The organism is Burkholderia sp. AU27893, from assembly GCF_002223205.1.
In the GTDB taxonomy this organism is placed as follows: Bacteria; Pseudomonadota; Gammaproteobacteria; order Burkholderiales; family Burkholderiaceae; genus Burkholderia.
In genome coordinates this window covers 228,677-244,578 of the sequence record NZ_NKFD01000002.1, presented here as the reverse complement: position 1 = coordinate 244,578, position 15,902 = coordinate 228,677, and the positions used below count along the sequence as shown (strand labels likewise).

The window sequence follows — 15,902 nt, the reverse complement described above, 5'->3', positions numbered from 1 at the left end:
TTGCGCGTGCACGACGCGGGCGTACCGCGCGACGAAAAAAACGACAGCCGGCCGGATCGGCCGACAGCGGTTGCTTAGGCCGCGCGAAAGTGCCGCGAGTTCCTTTGCGGCAGTGCATCCTGACCAGATTTGACCTTTGGCGTGCGCCTACTTCATCAGCTTTTCGGTGATGAAGCGCCATTCGGCGCGCGTGACCGGCGTGATCGACAGCCGGTTGCCGCGCGCGAGCACGCGCATGTCGGCGAGTTCGTCGTGTTCGCGCAGCGCCGCGAGCGGCACGAGCGGCGATTTTTTCACGAAGCGCACGTCGACGAGCAGCCAGCGCGGTGCTTCCTGAGTCGACTTCGGGTCGTAATAGGGGCTTTTCGGATCGAACTGCGTGGGGTCGGGGTAGGGCGTCGAGGATACTTCGGCGAGGCCCGCGATGCCCGGCTCGGGGCAGCTCGAGTGATAGAACAGCACGCCGTCGCCGATCTTCATCGTGTCGCGCATGAAATTGCGCGCCTGATAATTGCGCACGCCGGTCCACGGCAGCGAGCGCTGCGGTGCGTTGGCGAGATCGTCGATGCTTGCCTCGTCCGGTTCGGACTTCATCAGCCAGTATTGCATGGATCGTGATCGACGCAGAAAGAGGCTGCTACAAAAGAAAACGGCACCGGGCTTCGCCCGATGCCGTTGGATAGGCCCCCGCCTTGGCCGCTAGGCCGGCATCCTGAACCTGAGGTTCAGAATTGGTCGCAGTTAGCAGCACTTCGGGTACATCAGACAGAGTGACGCGCGCGCCCGTGCTACAAATTTCCGCAACCGTGCACATGGCATTGGTTCAAGGAATATATGACCTTGGCGAACCAGGCAGGGAAGCTGACTGAGCTGTGATTCGATGCGCCAATTTGACCACCGTTGATCGCCGAGATCAAGGGGAATCGACGCATCGGTTAAAACGTTACTGCGTCTCGTGCTGTGCGAGCACCGCGCCGAGCTGTTCGTTCATCTGGTGCATTGTACGACGGATTTCCTCCGCGGGAAATGCTTCACCGTGCCGCACGCTCGTTTGCAGCCGCAGCAATTCGGATGCGAGCGACAGCGCCGCCATCACGGCAATGCGATCGGTGCCGCGTACCGAGCTGTTCGAGCGGATTTTCGACATTTCGGCGTCGACGCGCGCGACCGCTTCGAGCAGCGCCGCTTCGGTCTCGGCCGAGCAGGCGAGCCGATAGGCCTGACCGAGAATCGAGACTTCGATCTGCTTGGTGCTCATGCATGTTCTCCATGGCTGGCCGCGTCATCGCCATCCGTACGCGCCTGCGCATCCAGCAGGTCGAGCTGGTTGTCGGCTTGCTCCGCATTTTTCGAGCGCGGCAGCTTTTCGAGAATCGCGTTCAGTTTCACCTGGGCGTCGTCGATCTTTGCCGACAGCGTGTCACGCTCGGCCGCAAGTGCATTGCGTTCATCGCGCAGTTGCGCGAGTTCCGCGCGGACAGCGTCCGCATCCGCGCGCAATTGCGCGACCTGCTCCTCGAGCGCGAGCCGTTCCGAGTGATAGCGCTTGTTCAGCGAAATCAGACGGCCAATATTTTGAGATAAGGTTTCGAGTTCGTTGAGCATTTGCTGCGTCCTCTAAAGACCCAGCATTTTAGCGCGGAATAACGCGCAATCCGACATCTGTAACGTTTCCAGTCGTAACACCCCTGCTTCTTGCCTCGAATCAGCGCGTCCCGTGTGTGTCCGGACGCTTCCTTGACGCTCGCGCGACCCGCTCCTAAACTGGCGCCGCCTCGGTGCTCGCGCGTGGAACGCGCGGTTAAACGGGAAGCAGGGCGCGGGCGCCGGAAGCCCGCCAACCTGCGCTGCCCCCGCAACGGTAAGCGGCCGCGTCTCGTGACGCAGGCCGGCTCGGGCGCGTTTCGCGTGCAGCTCCTGCATGCGGACGCGGGCCACTGCGCGTCATCGCGCGGGAAGGCGAGCCGGACCGCCGCCAGCCCGGATACCGGCCGAGACGGGGAGCCCGCACGGGCTTCGTGACGCGCGGCCTGCGGGGAAGCGGGGCGCGCAATGCTTCACGGAATCTTCTTCGATGCTGACCCCAATCGTCCGCGCGGCGCTCACGTCACGACCGGCCCGCTGCCGCCAGCGGATGCGCCGCACGTCGTGTGCGGCGCCGTGCGCGGCATGAGCGCCGCGCGCGCCAGCGCGATCTGGGCCGCGCTGGCCGCGGCGGTCGCGCTGCTGTTCGTCGCATCGCTGTCGATCGGCAGCGTGCCGATGTCGCCATGGCAGGCGCTCGCGTCGCTCGTGCCGCATGGCGGCGACGCGCTGTTCGCCGATATCGTCCGCACGCTGCGCCTGCCGCGCGCGCTCGCCGGCTTCGCATGCGGCGCGCTGCTCGCGCTGGCCGGTGCACTGCTGCAGGTGCTGTTGCGCAATCCGCTCGCGGAGCCGTACGTGCTCGGCGTGTCGGGTGGCGCGGCCGGCTTCGCGCTCGTCGCGATGATCGCGGGCGGCGCGTGGTGGCTCGTCGATGCGTCGGCGTTCGCCGGCTCGCTCGTGTCGGTCGCGCTCGTGCTTGGTCTCGCGCGCCGCGAGCTGGGGCGCGGCGATTCGCGCGACGCGTCACCGCGTTTGCTGCTCACGGGCGTCGTGATCGCGGCCGGGTGGGGCGCGCTCGTCACGCTGCTGCTGTCGCTCGCACCCGATGCCCGGCTGCGCGGGATCATCTTCTGGCTGACCGGCGACCTGAACGGCGTGACCGCGCCGTGGTTCGCGTGGGGGGCGCTGTTACTGGCCGCCTGCGTCGCGTTGCCGGCCGCGCCGCAACTGAACGTGCTGCTGCGCGGCGACGCGACCGCGCTCGCACTCGGCGTGCCCGTTGCGCGCCTGCGCGTGCGGATCTATCTCGTCGCGTCGCTGGCCGCCGCGGCTGCCGTGACGACGGCCGGCACGATCGGCTTCGTCGGCCTCGTCGTGCCGCATGCGCTGCGGCTCGCCTTCGGCAACGACCAGCGCATGCTGCTGCCCGCCGCGATGCTCGCGGGCGGCGGCGGCGTGATGGCGGCCGACCTGCTCGCCCGCACAGTGATCGCGCCTGCGCAACTGCCGGTCGGCGTGATGACCGCGCTGATCGGCGTGCCGGTGTTCCTGTGGATGTTGTTGAGGAGGCCGATGCGATGACGGGGGCCGCACTGCACGCCACGGCCGGCGACATGAACTACGCGGCCGTTGGCCTGACGCTGAAGGCCGGCGCGCGTACGCTGCTCGACGGCTTCACCCAGGTGTTTCGTCCCGGCGAGATCTGGTGCGTCGCCGGACCGAACGGCGCGGGCAAGACGACGCTGCTCGCGACCCTCGCGGGGCTGCAGCTGCCGGCCGGCGGACACGTCGAGATCGACGGCCGGCCGCTCGTCGCATGGCGACCCGAGCAGCTCGCGCAGCGCCGCGCGCTGATGCCGCAGCAACTGCACGACGCATTCAGCGCGACCGTGTTCGACACGGTGCTGCTCAACCGCTTTCCGTATCTCGGCGGCTGGGGCTGGGAGCGCGATGGCGACCACGCGGCTGCGCGCGACGCGCTGGCGACGTTCGATCTCACGGCGCTCGCGTCGCGTGACGTGCTGTCGCTGTCGGGGGGCGAGCGGCAGCGCGTCGCGCTGGCCGCGACGTTGTGCCAGGATGCGCCGTCGATGCTGCTCGACGAGCCGCTCGCGCATCTCGACCTGCATCACCAGATCGATTGCCTGACCGCGCTGGCCGCATGGCTCGACGCGGGCCCGCGCACGGTGCTGTTCTCGTGCCATGATCTGAATCTCGCGCGGCGTTTCGCGACACATGCGCTGTTGCTCGACGGCCGCGGCCACGCGTGGGCCGGCCCCGTACACGACGTGCTGACGCCCGAGCGCGCGAGCGACGCGTTCGGTTATCCGCTCGTGCTGATCCGCGAGAACCGCCGCGATGCGCTGCTGCCGGCGTGGCCCGAGCGACAATGACCTTTTCTTTTCCGATGCGCGGCGCACACCGCGCCAACGACACGGCTTTTCGATGACGACCCCGACCCCCTTCCCGCCTGCGATCGCGCCGCTCGACGAGGTGCTGCGCAAGCGCCTGCAGCACGTGATCGACCACAAGACCAAGCCGCCCGGCAGCCTCGGCCAGCTCGAGGCGATCGCGCTGCAGATCGGCCTGATCCAGCACACCGAGCGGCCGGTCGTGCAGCGCCCCGTGATGATCGTATTTGCCGGCGATCACGGGATTGCCGCCGAGGGCGTGAGTCCTTATCCGCAAGCAGTGACCGCGCAGATGGTCGCGAACTTCCTCGCCGGCGGCGCGGCGATCAACGCGTTCTCGGGCGTGGCGCAAAGCACGCTCGAGATCGTCGATGCGGGGGTTGCGTCGCCGCTGCCGCTGTCCGACCGGCTCGTGTCGCTGCCGGTCGCGCGCGGGACGCGCAACTTCGCGGCAGAGCCGGCGATGACGCGCGACGAGGCGATGACGGCGCTCGCGGCCGGCGCGGCGCGCGTGCGCCTGCATGCGTCGCTCGGCACGAACGTGATCGGCTTCGGCGAGATGGGGATCGCGAACACGTCGTCGGCCGCGTGCCTGATGAGCCGCCTGCTCGGCGTGCCGATCGACGCGTGCGTCGGGCGCGGCACGGGCCTCGACGACCAGGGCCTCGCGCACAAGCGCGCGGTGCTCGGCCGTGCGCTCGTCAAGCACTCGCACGCGATCGCGCCGCTCGACGTGCTCGCGACGTTCGGCGGCTTCGAGATCGCGATGATGACGGGCGCGTATCTCGCGGCCGCGAGCGCGCGGATGACGATCCTCGTCGACGGCTTCATCGCGACGGCCGCGCTGCTCGTCGCCGAGCGCATCGCGCCCGGCGTGCGCGACTACTGCGTGTTCTCGCATACGTCGCACGAGGCCGGGCACCGGCGCATGCTCGAGCATTTCGGCGCGAAGCCGCTGCTCGCGCTGGACCTGCGGCTCGGCGAAGGCACGGGCGCCGCACTCGCGCTGCCGCTCGTGCGGGCGGCGGCCGCCTTCCTCACGGAGATGGCGAGCTTCGAGTCCGCCGGCGTCGACAATCGTGACGCCTGATCGCGCGCGCGGCCTGCGGGCCGAACTGCGCTACTTCTTCGTCGCGCTCGGCTATTTCACGCGCGTGCCCGTGCCGCGCGCGATCGGCTACGCGGCCGGCGATCTCGACCAGGCCGCGCGCTATTTCCCGCTCGTCGGCGCATGTGTCGGCGCGTGGGGTGCGCTCGTCTATCTCGCCGCGCTGCGCGTGCTGCCGCCGTCGATCGCGGTCGGGTTGTCGATGGCCGCAACGCTGCTCGCCACGGGCGCCTTTCACGAGGACGGCCTGGCCGACAGCTGCGATGCGTTCGGCGGCGGCTACACGCGCGACGACGTGCTGCGCATCATGCACGACTCGCGGATCGGCACGTTCGGCGCGGTCGCGCTCGTGATCTCGCTCGGCGTGAAATGGCAGGCGCTTGCGTCCATGCTGCCGTTGCGTGCCGCGTGGACGATGATCGCCGCGCACGCGGCGAGCCGCGCGGCGGCGGTGAGCCTGCTGATGACGCTCGATTACGTGCGGCCCGAAGGCAAGGCGAAGCCGGTCGCGCAACGGATGGGTGCACGCGCGGCGTGCGTCGCGGCGCTGTTCGGATTGCCCTGGCTGTTCTGGCCGGACTGGCGCATGGGTGTCGCCGCATGCGTCGCGCTCGTGCTCGTGCGCGCGTGGGCCGCCCGCTATTTCGTGAAGCGGATCGGCGGCTATACGGGCGACTGTCTCGGCTTCACGCAGCAACTGTGCGAACTGGCGATCTATCTCGTGGTGCTCGGATGGACGTCGTCCTGATCCGTCATCCGGCCGTCGGCATCGAGCCGGGCATCTGCTACGGACGCAGCGACGTGCCGCTCGCCACGCCGGCCGAGGCCGGGGCGACGGCGGTGCGTACGCATCTGTCTGCTATCGGCGCGCCGCTTCCCGAACAGGTCTGGACGAGCCCGCTGATGCGCTGCGCGTCGGTTGCCGAACGGCTCGCGCAGGCATGCGACGTGCCGCTGCGGCGCGACGCGGACTGGCAGGAAATGGATTTCGGCGCGTGGGAAATGCGGCGCTGGGACGATATCGATCGCGCGGCGCTCGATGCGTGGGCGGCCGACCTGATGCATGCGTGCGCGCATGGCGGCGAAAGCGTTGCACGGTTTGCCGCGCGGGTCGCGCGACGCGCCGACGCGGTGGCGCAGTTCGACCGGCCGCAGTGGGTCGTCACGCATGCGGGCGTGATCCGTGCGTTTGCATCGCATGTATTGCGCGTGCCGCTCGACACATTGCTGTCGCGACCCGTACCGACAGGGGGTGTCGTCTGGCTGCGCGCGGATGCTGCCGCGCGAACGTGGGACGTGATGCACTGGGACGAATAGCCACGCTGGCCACTGCGTGTGAACGACGCAGCGCGCGGTCAATTCGTCTCAGGCATCTGGCACGCGATGAACGCGCAAGTCACCGGAAATCAGCGTGCCGCCCGCCGCGCACGCGCGGCATCGAGATCCTCGCACAGTGCGGCCGCGCCCTGCGCGATCCGCGGCGACGGCCGCGTCAGCAGATCGCCGTCGATCGCGAACAGGTTGTTGCGTGCCACAGCCGTCAGTGCGGGCCACGTGCGCCAGCGTGCCAGGCTCGGCAGCGGTTCGTCGGAGCGCGTCGTACCCGTGCTGGTCGTCGCGATCGCCTCTGGATTCGCCGCGAGCACGGCCTCGTCGGTGACGGTCGGCACGAGCGGCTTGAGTGACGCGAACACGTTGCGGCCGCCGCACAGTTCGATCACGTCGTTGATCAGGTGCGTACCATTGAGCGTCATCAGCGGCCGATCCCAGACCTGGAAGAACATCGTGACGGGCGCTCGTGCCGAGTAACGCGTGCGCAGTGCCGCGATGTCGCGCGTATAGGCGGCCGCGGCCGCATCGGCAGCCGGTTGCGTACCGAGCAGCGTGCCGAGCCGGCGCAGCGACGACGCTACGTCGTCGAGATGCTTCGGTTCGCTGAAGAACAGCGGGATGTGCAGCGCGCGCAGCGCGTCGGTCTGCCGCTCGGCATTGCCGTGCCGCCAGACGACGATCAGGTCGGGCTTCAGCGCGGCGATCCGCTCGAGATCGAGTGCCTTGTTGTCGCCGACGCGAGGTATCGCTTGCGCGGCGGGCGGATAGTCGCTGTACGTGACGGTGCCGACGAGCTTCGCGCCGCCGCCGGCCGCGTAGACGAGTTCGGTCGCATGCGGCGCGAGACTGATCACGCGCTGCGCGGGTGCCGGCAGCGTGACGGTATTGCCGGCGTCGTCGCGTGTCGTGACATCGGCGTGGACGCGTGGCGCGTAAGCGAATGCAGCCAATAGCGCGATTGGCGCGAGCCGCTGAAACATGCGTGAATTCATGCGGATTCCCGTTGCAGCGTCGGCACGCAGTGCGCGAGCGCGTCGCCGAGGCGCTGCCATTCCGTTTCGCTGCCCGGCAAGCCGACGCGTACGCTCGACGGGGACGGGAAGTGCCGCGTCCAGACCCCGCGTGCGGCGAGTGCCGCATGCAGTGCCCCGGCGCGCGGGTCGTCGGTCCAGCTGAAGAGCGGCGTCGCCCGAACCGCGAAGCCATGCGCGCGCAGCAACGCGGCCAGCCGCTCGCCGTCGGCCGCGAGCCGTTCGCGTGCGGCGGCCTGCCATGCGCGGTCGGCGAACGCCGCGGCGACCGCGTGGCGGGCGGGGCCGCTGACCGTCCATGCGCCGAGCAGGTCGCGCAGCGCGACGATCCGGTCAGGACAGGCGAGCACGAAGCCTGCGCGGATGCCGGCGAGCCCGAAGAACTTGCCGACCGAACGCAGCACGATGAGCCCGGGACGATCGACGTGCGGCGCGAGCGAGCGCGTCGCGCCCGTATCGGCGAATGCCTCGTCGACGATCAGCGTGCCGCCGCGCGCGGCCAGTTGCGCGTGCCAATCGAGCAGGCGCTCGGCCGGCACGAACTCGGCGGTCGGATTGTTCGGATTCCCGACGATGACGTGACGCAACGTCGCAGGCAGCGTATCCGTGTCGATGTCGAGCGCGACGACGCGATGGCCGTGGCGCGCGAAGGCGGGCGCGTATTCGCCGTACGCGAGCGCCGCGACGCCGGCGTCGCCGGCCGGCAGCAACGCGGGCAATGCGCGGATCGCGGCCTGGCTGCCGGCAACCGGCAGCACGTGTGCGGGATCGGGCGCGTGGTAGTACGGCGCGGCGCAGGCAGCGAGGCCGTCGCCGTCGTCGGGCAGCCGGCGCCACGCGTCGGCCGGGACGGGCGGCACCGGGTAGCCGACCGGATTGATGCCGGTCGACAGGTCGAGCCACACGTCGTACGGAATGCCATGGCGGCGCGCGGCTTCGTGCAGGTTGCCGCCGTGTGCGATGCGGGTGTCAGACATGATGGGTGGCCATGGCGAGTGCGCCGCTCGCGACCAGCAGCGCGAGCCACAGGGCGAGCGTGCGCGTGACGAGCGACAGCGCGGCGACGATGTGGGCGGCGGTCGCCGTTGCGCCGGTGCCGAGCGCGGGACGGTCTTCGATCTCGCCGTGATAGACGGCCGGGCCGCCGAGCTGCACGTTCAGGCTGCCGGCGCCGGCAGCCATCACCGGTCCCGCGTTCGGGCTGTCCCAGTGGCGCGCCTGCGTGCGCCAGCAGCGCCATGCGGCGGCCGTGTCGCCGAGCAGTGCGTAGCTCGCGGCCGTGAGGCGAGCGGGAATCCAGTTCAGCGCGTCGTCGAGGCGCGCGGCGGCCCAGCCGAAGGTCAGGAAGCGCGGCGTGCGGTAGCCCCACATCGCGTCGAGCGTGTTCGCGAGCCGGAACAGCAGCGCGCCGGGGCCGCCTGCGACGACGAACCAGAACAGCGCGCCGAAGATCGCGTCGTTGCCGTTCTCGAGCGCGGATTCGACGGCCGCGCGCGACAGCGCGCCTTCGTCCGCGTCGCTCGTGTCGCGCGACACGATGCGCGCGGTCAGCGCGCGGGCGGCGCCGAGATCATGCCGCAGCAACGCGGCAGCGATCGGCGCGACGTGGTCGGCGAGGCTTTTCGCGCCGAGCGCGAACCACAGCAGCGCGATATGCAGCGCGGCCGCGAGCGGCCACGGCAGCACGGTCGTGAGCCAGGCGGCGATGGCGACCGGCGGCACGACCGCCGCGGCCCACGCGGCGACGCCGACCACGCGGCCGCGCCGGCCCGTGTTCAGCGCGCCTTCGATGCGCGCGGCGAGGCGGCCGAACGCGACGAGCGGGTGCCAGCCGGCCGGTTCGCCGATCGCGCGGTCGACGATCGCGGCCGCGACCGCGAACATCGCGACGACGGGCAGCGACAGCATCAGCATGACGGTGCTCCCGTCTTGAGGTCGAGCGGCAGCCCGGCGACGAGCAGCGTCACGCGTGTCGCGAGCGCGGCGACGCGCTGGTTCAGGCGCCCGAGTTCGTCGACGTAGCGGCGCGTGACCGATCCGAGCGGCACGACGCCGAGCCCGATTTCGTTACTGACGACGATCACCTTCGCGCGCGCGCCGCACAACGCGTGCTCGAGCCGCTCGACCTGCGTCGCGTACTGCGCATCGTCGAGCGGTTCACCTTCGGCGGGACACAGCAGGTTCGTAAGCCACAGCGTCAGGCAGTCGACGAGCAGGCACGCGTGCGGATCGTCGAGCCGTGCGAGCGTGCCGGCGAGATCGACGGGCGCGTCGGCGAAACCCCAGTCGGCCGGCCGGCGCGCGCGATGGTGCGCGATGCGCTCCGCGAACTCGGCATCGGCGGCGGTCGCGGTCGCGATGTAGGTGACGGGGAGGCCGCTGTCGGCGGCGAGCCGCTCGGCATGCGCGCTCTTGCCCGAGCGCGCGCCGCCGAGGACGAAGGTGAGGTCGTGCGGAATCATCGCGTGATTGTAACGGCGCGGGCAGGGCGGCGCGGGGGATAATGCGGCCTTTGCTTCGCGACGACCTTTACACGATGAATGCACCCGAGCCGCGGCCGCGCGGCACGCTGATGATCCAGGGCACGACGTCCGACGCGGGCAAGAGCACGCTGGTTGCCGGCCTGTGCCGGCTCGCACGCCGCGCCGGCACGCGCGTGGCGCCCTTCAAGCCGCAGAACATGGCGCTCAACAGCGCGGTGACGGCCGACGGTGGCGAGATCGGCCGCGCGCAGGCGCTACAGGCGCTGGCCGCGGGTGTCGCGCCGCATACGGATTTCAATCCCGTGCTGCTGAAGCCGACGAGCGATCGCGGCGCCCAGGTGATCATTCACGGCAAGGCACGCACGAACCTCAATGCGCGTGCGTATCACGACTACAAGCCGGTCGCGTTCGACGCGGTGCTCGAGTCGTACGCGCGCCTGCGCGCCGGCTACGACACGGTGATCGTCGAAGGCGCGGGCAGCCCGGCCGAGATCAACCTGCGCGACGGCGACATCGCGAACATGGGTTTCGCCGAACGTGTCGACTGCCCGGTCGTGCTGGTCGCCGACATCGACCGCGGCGGCGTGTTCGCGCATCTGGTCGGCACGCTTGCGTGCCTGTCGGACAGCGAGCGTGCGCGCGTGCGCGGCTTCGTGATCAACCGCTTCCGCGGCGATTTCAAGCTGCTCGAACCGGGGCTCGACTGGCTGCGCGCGCAGACGGGCAAGCCCGTGTTCGGCGTGCTGCCGTACCTGCACGGGCTGCTGCTCGACGCCGAGGACATGCTGCCCGCCCAGGCGCGCAGCGCCGCCGCACGGGGCGGCGCCGGCGTGCTGCGCGTCGTCGTGCCGGCGCTGCCGCGGATCAGCAACCATACCGATTTCGATCCGCTGCGCGCGCATCCTCAGGTCGAATTCACGTACTGGAAGAGCGGCCCCGTACCGGACGCCGACCTGTTGATCCTGCCCGGTTCGAAGAGCGTGCAGCGCGATCTCGCGTGGCTGCGCGACGCGGGCTGGGACGCGCTGATCCGTCGCCACCTGCGCTACGGCGGCAAGGTGATCGGCATCTGCGGCGGGATGCAGATGCTCGGCCGCACGCTCGACGATCCGCTCGGCCTCGAAGGCGTGCCGGGCAGCGTGCCGGGGCTCGGGCTGCTCGATTTCGACACGACGCTGCAGCCCGACAAGACACTGAAGAACGTGACGGGACATCTCGCGCTGCCGGGCGCAGCCGCGGTGCGCGGCTACGAGATCCACATGGGCGATACGCACGGGCCCGCGCTCGCGTCGCCCGCGCTGGCGCTGGCGCTGGCCGCCGACGCCGCGCGGGACGGCACGCGCCCCGACGGCGCGGTGTCCGACGACGACCAGATCCTCGCGACCTACGTGCACGGGCTGTTCGATTCGCCTGACGCCTGCACGGCGCTGCTCGCGTGGGCCGGGCTCGACGGCGCGGAGCGCATCGACTATCCGGCGCTGCGCGAGGCATCGCTCGAACGGCTGGCCGACACGTTCGCGAACCATCTCGACCTCGACGCGCTGTACGCCGAGTTTCGTTGATGCGAGGCCCGCCCGTGCTCGCTTTTTGCGCCGGATCGCGTACAACACAGAAGGGCGGAGGTCCGCCTGGAGGAGTGCGACGATGAAGGCTCGATGGTGGTGGAGCGCGCTGCTCGCGGCGCTGCTGGGCGCGTCGGCGGTGGCGCACGCGTGCGATTCGTCCGCACCGGGCGGCAGCCAGTCCGGTTCCGGCGACGCCACACAAGGCAAGAGCGGTTACTGAAGCAGGGTTGCGGGGCATGATCGGTCATGCCCCTTTTTATGTCCCGATTAACTCCATATAGGAATCAATTAAAGCGAATTGGCGTGTTTATCGGTTGAATTGATTCGAATAGAGTGCAGTCCATTCACACCACTCACGAAGGAATTCGCCATGAACCCCAATCGCCTCAACGATTTCGCCGCGACCCTGCTGCGCGTCGCGCTCGGCGTGCTCTACCTCGCACACGTCGCGCAGAAGGTGTTCGTCTTCACGCTGCCCGGCACCGCGCAGTTCTTTGCGTCGATCGGCCTGCCGGGCTGGCTCGCGTACCTGACGACGTTCGTCGAACTGGCCGGCGGCCTGGCGCTGCTCGCGGGTTTCCGTGTGCGCGTCGCCGCACTCGTGCTGCTGCCGTTCATGCTCGGCGCAACCGCGACGCATCTGCCGAACGGCTGGAGCTTCGCGTCACCGCACGGCGGCTGGGAATATCCGGCGTTCTGGGCCGTCACGCTCGCCGTACAGGCGTTGCTGGGCGGCGGCGCGTTCGCGCTCGGCGCACGGGAGGCCGCGGTTCAGCGTGGGTAACGGGTAAGTAATCCTGCCCGGGGCGGCGCAACCCGTTCCGGTGACACCCCGTTTGCCGATATCATCGCTCCCTGTATCCGCAATCGAGCGGCGCCTGCCAGGCGGCGGGCGCCGCGCGGCTTTTTCGGGGGAATTCATGACGGTGATCGTGGTGGCGAATCCGAAGGGCGGCGTGGGGAAGAGCACGCTGTCCACCAATCTTGCCGGCTATTTCGCGGCGCAGGGCGCGTGGGTCGCGCTCGCCGACCTGGACCGGCAGCAGTCCGCGCATGCGTGGCTCGACCTGCGGCCGGCCGGATTGCCGCCGATCGAGGCATGGGAACTCGACCCGGACGCGCCGACGAAGCCGCCGCGCGGCCTCGAATATGCGGTGATCGATACGCCGGCCGGCCTGCACGGCAACCGGCTCAACGTCGCGCTGCAACTGGCCGACAAGGTGATCGTGCCGCTGCAGCCGTCGATGTTCGATATCCTGGCCACGCAGCAGTTTCTGGAGCGCCTCGCCGGCGAGAAGGCCGTGCGCAAGGGTAGCGTCGAGGTCGGGATCGTCGGGATGCGGGTCGATGCGCGCACGCGCTCGTCCGACCAGCTTCACCGCTTCGTCGAAGGGCTCGGCCTGCCGGTGCTCGGCTACGTGCGCGACACGCAGAACTACGTGCAGATCGCCGCGCACGGCCTGACGCTGTGGGACGTCGCGAAGAGCCGCGTCGAGAAGGATCTCGAACAGTGGCGGCCGATCGTCGAATGGGCCGAACGCCGGGCGCCGAAGGCAGAGAAGCCGGAGAAGGCCGCCAAGGCGTCCTGATCGCGCGGCCGCCGGGGCGGCGCACGATGAAAAGAGAAAGGGCCGGATGCCGTCGAATACGGCATCCGGCCCTTCGACCACAAGCGGCACCGCCGTGCCCGCGCGCGACGGCACGCGTGCAGGTGGTCAGGTCCAGTTCTGCGTCGGCACGTGATCGCGGTGGCCCTTGATCTTGTTGCCGTCGTCCATGAACACGAGCTTCGGCTTCCAGCCGGCCTGCAGCTCGGCTTCGTCGACCATCGCGAAGGCCGCGATGATCACGAGGTCGCCGAGTTGCGCGCGACGCGCGGCCGAGCCGTTCAGCGAGATCATCCCGCTGCCGCGCTCACCCTTGATCGCGTAAGTCGAGAAACGCTCGCCGTTGTTGATGTTCCAGATGTCGATCCGTTCGTTCTCGATGATGCCCGATGCTTCGAGCAGGTCTTCGTCGATCGCGCACGAGCCTTCGTAGTGCAGCTCGCAGTGCGTGACGGCCGCACGGTGGATCTTCGATTTGAGCATGTGGCGCTGCATGGTGTCTCCGTGATGCGTGAGAGGCGCGGGCGGGGCGGCCCGTCAGATTTCCAGGTTGTCGATAAGGCGCGTTGCGCCGAGCTTCGCGGCGGCGACGACGACGAGCGGTTCGCCGGCTTCGAGCTGGGCTGCGTCCGGCGCGATCAGGTTCGCGCGGCGGCGGATCGAGATGTAGTCGGGCGCCCAGCCGCGGCCGGCCAGATGCGCGCGGGCCAGGTCCTCGAGCTTGCCGAGGTCGCGCTCGCCGCCGAGCACGCTTTCGCGGATGCGCTGCAGCGTCTTCGCGAGTTCGGGCGCTTCGCTGCGCTCGTCGGCCGACAGGTAGCGATTGCGCGACGACAGCGCGAGGCCGTCCTCGTCGCGTACGGTTTCGGCGGCGACGATGTCGACCGGCAGCGCGAGCTGTTGGCACATGCGGCGCACGATCATCAACTGCTGGTAGTCCTTCTTGCCGAACACGGCGACGCGCGGCTGCACGCAGGCCATCAGCTTCGCCACGACCGTGCACACGCCGGTGAAGAAGCCGGGCCGGAATTCCCCTTCGAGGATCCCGCCGAGATCGTCCGGCGGCAGCACGCGGTATTCCTGCGGTTCCGGGTACATGTCGCGCTCGGTCGGCGCGAACAGCACGTAGACGTTTTCCTTCTGCAGCTTCTCGATATCGTCCTGCAGCGTGCGCGGATACTTGTCGAAATCCTCGTTCGGGCCGAATTGCAGCCGGTTGACGAAGATGCTCGCCACGACCGGGTCGCCGTGCTGGCGCGCGAGGCGCATCAGCGACAGGTGCCCTTCGTGCAGGTTGCCCATCGTCGGCACGAACGCCGTGCGGTTCTGGCCGCGCAGCTGGTCGCGCAGTTCATGGATCGAGCTGATGACTTTCATGATCGGGTAGCGGGTTCCTCGCGCTGGCGCGCGTTGGCGCCGCAGCAGCGGCGTCGGGGTCGAAGCGGAGAACGCCGGCGCGCGGGCGGCGCATCAGGCGTCGGCGGATTGTAGAGGATTTGGCCGCCAAACGCATCGAAAAAAGAACGATCGTTCACTTTTTAGTCGGGCGTGCCGGCAACCGCTCGCGCGGCCGAGCCGGACTGCGGCGTAGCAGCGAGCGTGCGGGGATGAACCGGGAGAACGGGAGAGGCGGGCGCGGGGGTTACGCGGGCAGGTACGCGAGACGCACGTAGATCGGCGCGAACGGCTCGGCCTGCGTGATTTCGAGGAGCGATTCGCGCGCGAGTTCGAGCATCGCGATGAAATTCACGACGACGACCGGTACGCCGCGCGACGTGTCGAACAGCTCGGCGAACTCCATGAAGCGTGCGTTCTGCAGCCGGCGCAGGATCAGGCTCATGTGCTCGCGCACCGACAGCTCCTCGCGCGAGATCTTGTGGTGCTGGACGAGCTTCGCGCGCTTGAGCACGTCGGCCCATGCGGCGCGCAGGTCGTCCGAATTCACGTCGGGGAAGCGCGGCGTGACGCTCTGCTCGATGTAGACCTCGGCGCGCAGGAAGTCGCGGCCGAGCTGCGGCAACTGGTCGAGCCGCTGCGCGGCGAGCTTCATCTGCTCGTATTCGAGCAGGCGGCGCACGAGTTCGGCGCGCGGATCCTCGGCTTCCTCGCCGGTGTCGGCCTTCTTGACCGGCAGCAGCATCCGCGACTTGATCTCGATCAGCATCGCGGCCATCAGCAGGTACTCGGCCGCCAGCTCCAGGTTCGACGTGCGGATCTGGTCGACGTAGCCCAGGTATTGCGCGGTGACCTGCGCCATCGGGATGTCGAGCACGTTGAAGTTCTGCTTGCGGATCAGGTAGAGCAGCAGGTCGAGCGGGCCTTCGAAGGTCTCGAGGAAGACCTCGAGCGCATCGGGCGGGATGTAGAGATCCTGCGGCAGCTTGAAGAGCGGCTCGCCGTACAGGCGAGCGAATGCCGCGACACCGTCGACCGTGTCGGGCGTCGAATCGGCGCCCGCGGGCGCGGCGATCGCGTCGTCCTGGCGGGCGGCGCTGGCCTCGTCGGCGGCGCTCACGTCGTCAGAAGTTCTGGTAGTAGACGTACGGCGTTTGCTTCACGCGCGATTCCTGCTGCTCGGCACGCTCTTCGAGGTCGATCGGCTGCTTGTCCCACAGCAGGGAGCGGCCCTTGCGCTGCTCGTCCTCGAGCGTCGGCTTCTGCTGCTTGAGCTGGTTCAGGAACTGCGTGACATCGGACTGGTACGGCATGGCTGGGTTTTCCGTTTCGGGCGGCGCACGATGCGCCGGATTCACGATGGCGGGATTTTACCGCATCGCG

At 69.2% G+C, this 15,902-nt stretch carries 20 protein-coding genes, 1 other RNA gene and 1 riboswitch; of the genes, 9 read left to right on the top strand and 12 right to left on the bottom strand.

The genetic code is table 11. From position 1 onward, the window contains the following. Window positions 1–147: 147 nt before the first annotated feature. From CFB47_RS14215 to CFB47_RS14200, 4 genes are all read right to left on the bottom strand, one after another. A complete protein-coding gene (locus tag CFB47_RS14215; protein WP_006478090.1) occupies window positions 148–609 on the bottom strand; it encodes an EVE domain-containing protein in 462 nt (153 codons plus the stop codon). Window positions 610–680: 71 nt separating this feature from the next. Continuing rightward, window positions 681–862: non-coding RNA, 6S RNA (gene ssrS / locus CFB47_RS14210), on the bottom strand. Window positions 863–943: 81 nt separating this feature from the next. Continuing rightward, on the bottom strand, window positions 944–1,258 hold the full coding sequence (locus CFB47_RS14205) for a cell division protein ZapA (RefSeq protein WP_011352906.1): 315 nt from the start codon (window positions 1,256–1,258) through the stop codon (window positions 944–946). Next, complete coding sequence (locus CFB47_RS14200; RefSeq protein WP_089440812.1) at window positions 1,255–1,605, bottom strand: ATPase; 351 nt, start codon at window positions 1,603–1,605, stop codon at window positions 1,255–1,257. The genes CFB47_RS14205 and CFB47_RS14200 overlap by 4 nt, the downstream gene beginning before the upstream one ends. Window positions 1,606–1,759: 154 nt before the next feature. After that, window positions 1,760–2,011: riboswitch (cobalamin riboswitch) on the top strand. Window positions 2,012–2,052: 41 nt separating this feature from the next. Here CFB47_RS14200 and CFB47_RS14195 point away from each other — a divergent pair. From CFB47_RS14195 to cobC, 5 genes are read left to right on the top strand one after another with little or no spacing between them, the layout of a single operon-like run. Next, a complete protein-coding gene (locus tag CFB47_RS14195) occupies window positions 2,053–3,168 on the top strand; it encodes an iron ABC transporter permease (RefSeq protein ID WP_089456763.1) in 1,116 nt (371 codons plus the stop codon). Then, entirely contained in the window at window positions 3,165–3,980 is an 816-nt protein-coding gene (locus CFB47_RS14190) for an ABC transporter ATP-binding protein (protein WP_089461507.1), read from the top strand. The genes CFB47_RS14195 and CFB47_RS14190 overlap by 4 nt, the downstream gene beginning before the upstream one ends. A 52-nt stretch (window positions 3,981–4,032) precedes the next feature. Beyond that, window positions 4,033–5,088 (top strand): nicotinate-nucleotide--dimethylbenzimidazole phosphoribosyltransferase, encoded by a 1,056-nt coding sequence (cobT, locus tag CFB47_RS14185; protein ID WP_089461814.1) that lies wholly within the window; start codon window positions 4,033–4,035, stop codon window positions 5,086–5,088. Further along, complete coding sequence (locus CFB47_RS14180) at window positions 5,078–5,854, top strand: adenosylcobinamide-GDP ribazoletransferase (protein WP_089461506.1); 777 nt, start codon at window positions 5,078–5,080, stop codon at window positions 5,852–5,854. Before cobT ends, CFB47_RS14180 begins: the two co-directional genes overlap by 11 nt. Further along, entirely contained in the window at window positions 5,839–6,423 is a 585-nt protein-coding gene (gene cobC, locus CFB47_RS14175) for an alpha-ribazole phosphatase (RefSeq protein WP_089461505.1), read from the top strand. The genes CFB47_RS14180 and cobC overlap by 16 nt, the downstream gene beginning before the upstream one ends. A gap of 89 nt (window positions 6,424–6,512) precedes the next feature. Here cobC and CFB47_RS14170 read toward each other — a convergent pair whose 3' ends face one another. The 4 genes from CFB47_RS14170 to cobU are packed head-to-tail and all read right to left on the bottom strand — an operon-like array spanning window position 6,513 to window position 9,931. Beyond that, complete coding sequence (locus CFB47_RS14170; protein WP_089461504.1) at window positions 6,513–7,430, bottom strand: cobalamin-binding protein; 918 nt, start codon at window positions 7,428–7,430, stop codon at window positions 6,513–6,515. Then, window positions 7,427–8,446 (bottom strand): threonine-phosphate decarboxylase CobD, encoded by a 1,020-nt coding sequence (gene cobD / locus CFB47_RS14165; protein ID WP_089461503.1) that lies wholly within the window; start codon window positions 8,444–8,446, stop codon window positions 7,427–7,429. Before cobD ends, CFB47_RS14170 begins: the two co-directional genes overlap by 4 nt. Continuing rightward, the gene (gene cbiB / locus CFB47_RS14160) at window positions 8,439–9,383 is read right to left on the bottom strand and encodes an adenosylcobinamide-phosphate synthase CbiB (RefSeq protein WP_089440804.1); all 945 of its coding nucleotides are present in this window, start codon (window positions 9,381–9,383) and stop codon (window positions 8,439–8,441) included. Before cbiB ends, cobD begins: the two co-directional genes overlap by 8 nt. Then, window positions 9,377–9,931: a bifunctional adenosylcobinamide kinase/adenosylcobinamide-phosphate guanylyltransferase gene (gene cobU / locus CFB47_RS14155; RefSeq protein WP_089461502.1), complete on the bottom strand. Its 555-nt coding sequence runs from the start codon at window positions 9,929–9,931 to the stop codon at window positions 9,377–9,379. Before cobU ends, cbiB begins: the two co-directional genes overlap by 7 nt. 74 nt (window positions 9,932–10,005) lie before the next feature. Between cobU and CFB47_RS14150 the strand changes: the two genes are divergently transcribed. From CFB47_RS14150 to CFB47_RS14140, 4 genes are all read left to right on the top strand, one after another. Further along, window positions 10,006–11,514, top strand: coding sequence for a cobyric acid synthase (locus CFB47_RS14150; protein WP_089461501.1), 1,509 nt, complete (start codon window positions 10,006–10,008; stop codon window positions 11,512–11,514). Window positions 11,515–11,596: 82 nt separating this feature from the next. Next, window positions 11,597–11,737, top strand: coding sequence for a hypothetical protein (locus CFB47_RS41175; RefSeq protein WP_179250032.1), 141 nt, complete (start codon window positions 11,597–11,599; stop codon window positions 11,735–11,737). Between the two features lie 150 nt (window positions 11,738–11,887). Continuing rightward, complete coding sequence (locus CFB47_RS14145; RefSeq protein ID WP_089440801.1) at window positions 11,888–12,301, top strand: DoxX family protein; 414 nt, start codon at window positions 11,888–11,890, stop codon at window positions 12,299–12,301. A gap of 136 nt (window positions 12,302–12,437) precedes the next feature. After that, complete coding sequence (locus CFB47_RS14140) at window positions 12,438–13,106, top strand: ParA family protein (RefSeq protein WP_089440800.1); 669 nt, start codon at window positions 12,438–12,440, stop codon at window positions 13,104–13,106. A gap of 126 nt (window positions 13,107–13,232) precedes the next feature. Here CFB47_RS14140 and panD read toward each other — a convergent pair whose 3' ends face one another. From panD to CFB47_RS14120, 4 genes are all read right to left on the bottom strand, one after another. Further along, complete coding sequence (gene panD / locus CFB47_RS14135; protein ID WP_011352892.1) at window positions 13,233–13,619, bottom strand: aspartate 1-decarboxylase; 387 nt, start codon at window positions 13,617–13,619, stop codon at window positions 13,233–13,235. 42 nt (window positions 13,620–13,661) lie between these two features. Further along, a complete protein-coding gene (gene panC, locus CFB47_RS14130) occupies window positions 13,662–14,501 on the bottom strand; it encodes a pantoate--beta-alanine ligase (protein WP_089461500.1) in 840 nt (279 codons plus the stop codon). A gap of 265 nt (window positions 14,502–14,766) precedes the next feature. After that, window positions 14,767–15,639 (bottom strand): ScpA family protein, encoded by an 873-nt coding sequence (locus CFB47_RS14125; protein WP_021164248.1) that lies wholly within the window; start codon window positions 15,637–15,639, stop codon window positions 14,767–14,769. A 4-nt stretch (window positions 15,640–15,643) separates the two neighbouring features. Further along, window positions 15,644–15,832, bottom strand: a complete 189-nt coding sequence (locus tag CFB47_RS14120) for a DUF3460 family protein (RefSeq protein WP_089426099.1) — start codon at window positions 15,830–15,832, stop codon at window positions 15,644–15,646. Between the last annotated feature and the right edge of the window lie 70 nt (window positions 15,833–15,902).

Coding starts and splice junctions, on each gene's coding strand:
- CFB47_RS14205 (WP_011352906.1), bottom strand. CDS start 1,258: ATGAGCACCAAGCAGATCGAAGTCTCGATTCTCGGTCAGGCCTATCGG.
- cbiB (WP_089440804.1), bottom strand. CDS start 9,383: ATGCTGATGCTGTCGCTGCCCGTCGTCGCGATGTTCGCGGTCGCGGCC.
- cobU (WP_089461502.1), bottom strand. CDS start 9,931: ATGATTCCGCACGACCTCACCTTCGTCCTCGGCGGCGCGCGCTCGGGC.
- CFB47_RS14190 (WP_089461507.1), top strand. CDS start 3,165: ATGACGGGGGCCGCACTGCACGCCACGGCCGGCGACATGAACTACGCG.
- CFB47_RS14195 (WP_089456763.1), top strand. CDS start 2,053: ATGCTTCACGGAATCTTCTTCGATGCTGACCCCAATCGTCCGCGCGGC.
- CFB47_RS14140 (WP_089440800.1), top strand. CDS start 12,438: ATGACGGTGATCGTGGTGGCGAATCCGAAGGGCGGCGTGGGGAAGAGC.
- cobC (WP_089461505.1), top strand. CDS start 5,839: ATGGACGTCGTCCTGATCCGTCATCCGGCCGTCGGCATCGAGCCGGGC.
- CFB47_RS41175 (WP_179250032.1), top strand. CDS start 11,597: ATGAAGGCTCGATGGTGGTGGAGCGCGCTGCTCGCGGCGCTGCTGGGC.
- panC (WP_089461500.1), bottom strand. CDS start 14,501: ATGAAAGTCATCAGCTCGATCCATGAACTGCGCGACCAGCTGCGCGGC.
- CFB47_RS14215 (WP_006478090.1), bottom strand. CDS start 609: ATGCAATACTGGCTGATGAAGTCCGAACCGGACGAGGCAAGCATCGAC.
- CFB47_RS14170 (WP_089461504.1), bottom strand. CDS start 7,430: ATGAATTCACGCATGTTTCAGCGGCTCGCGCCAATCGCGCTATTGGCT.
- CFB47_RS14120 (WP_089426099.1), bottom strand. CDS start 15,832: ATGCCGTACCAGTCCGATGTCACGCAGTTCCTGAACCAGCTCAAGCAG.
- CFB47_RS14145 (WP_089440801.1), top strand. CDS start 11,888: ATGAACCCCAATCGCCTCAACGATTTCGCCGCGACCCTGCTGCGCGTC.
- cobT (WP_089461814.1), top strand. CDS start 4,033: ATGACGACCCCGACCCCCTTCCCGCCTGCGATCGCGCCGCTCGACGAG.
- panD (WP_011352892.1), bottom strand. CDS start 13,619: ATGCAGCGCCACATGCTCAAATCGAAGATCCACCGTGCGGCCGTCACG.
- cobD (WP_089461503.1), bottom strand. CDS start 8,446: ATGTCTGACACCCGCATCGCACACGGCGGCAACCTGCACGAAGCCGCG.
- CFB47_RS14200 (WP_089440812.1), bottom strand. CDS start 1,605: ATGCTCAACGAACTCGAAACCTTATCTCAAAATATTGGCCGTCTGATT.
- CFB47_RS14150 (WP_089461501.1), top strand. CDS start 10,006: ATGAATGCACCCGAGCCGCGGCCGCGCGGCACGCTGATGATCCAGGGC.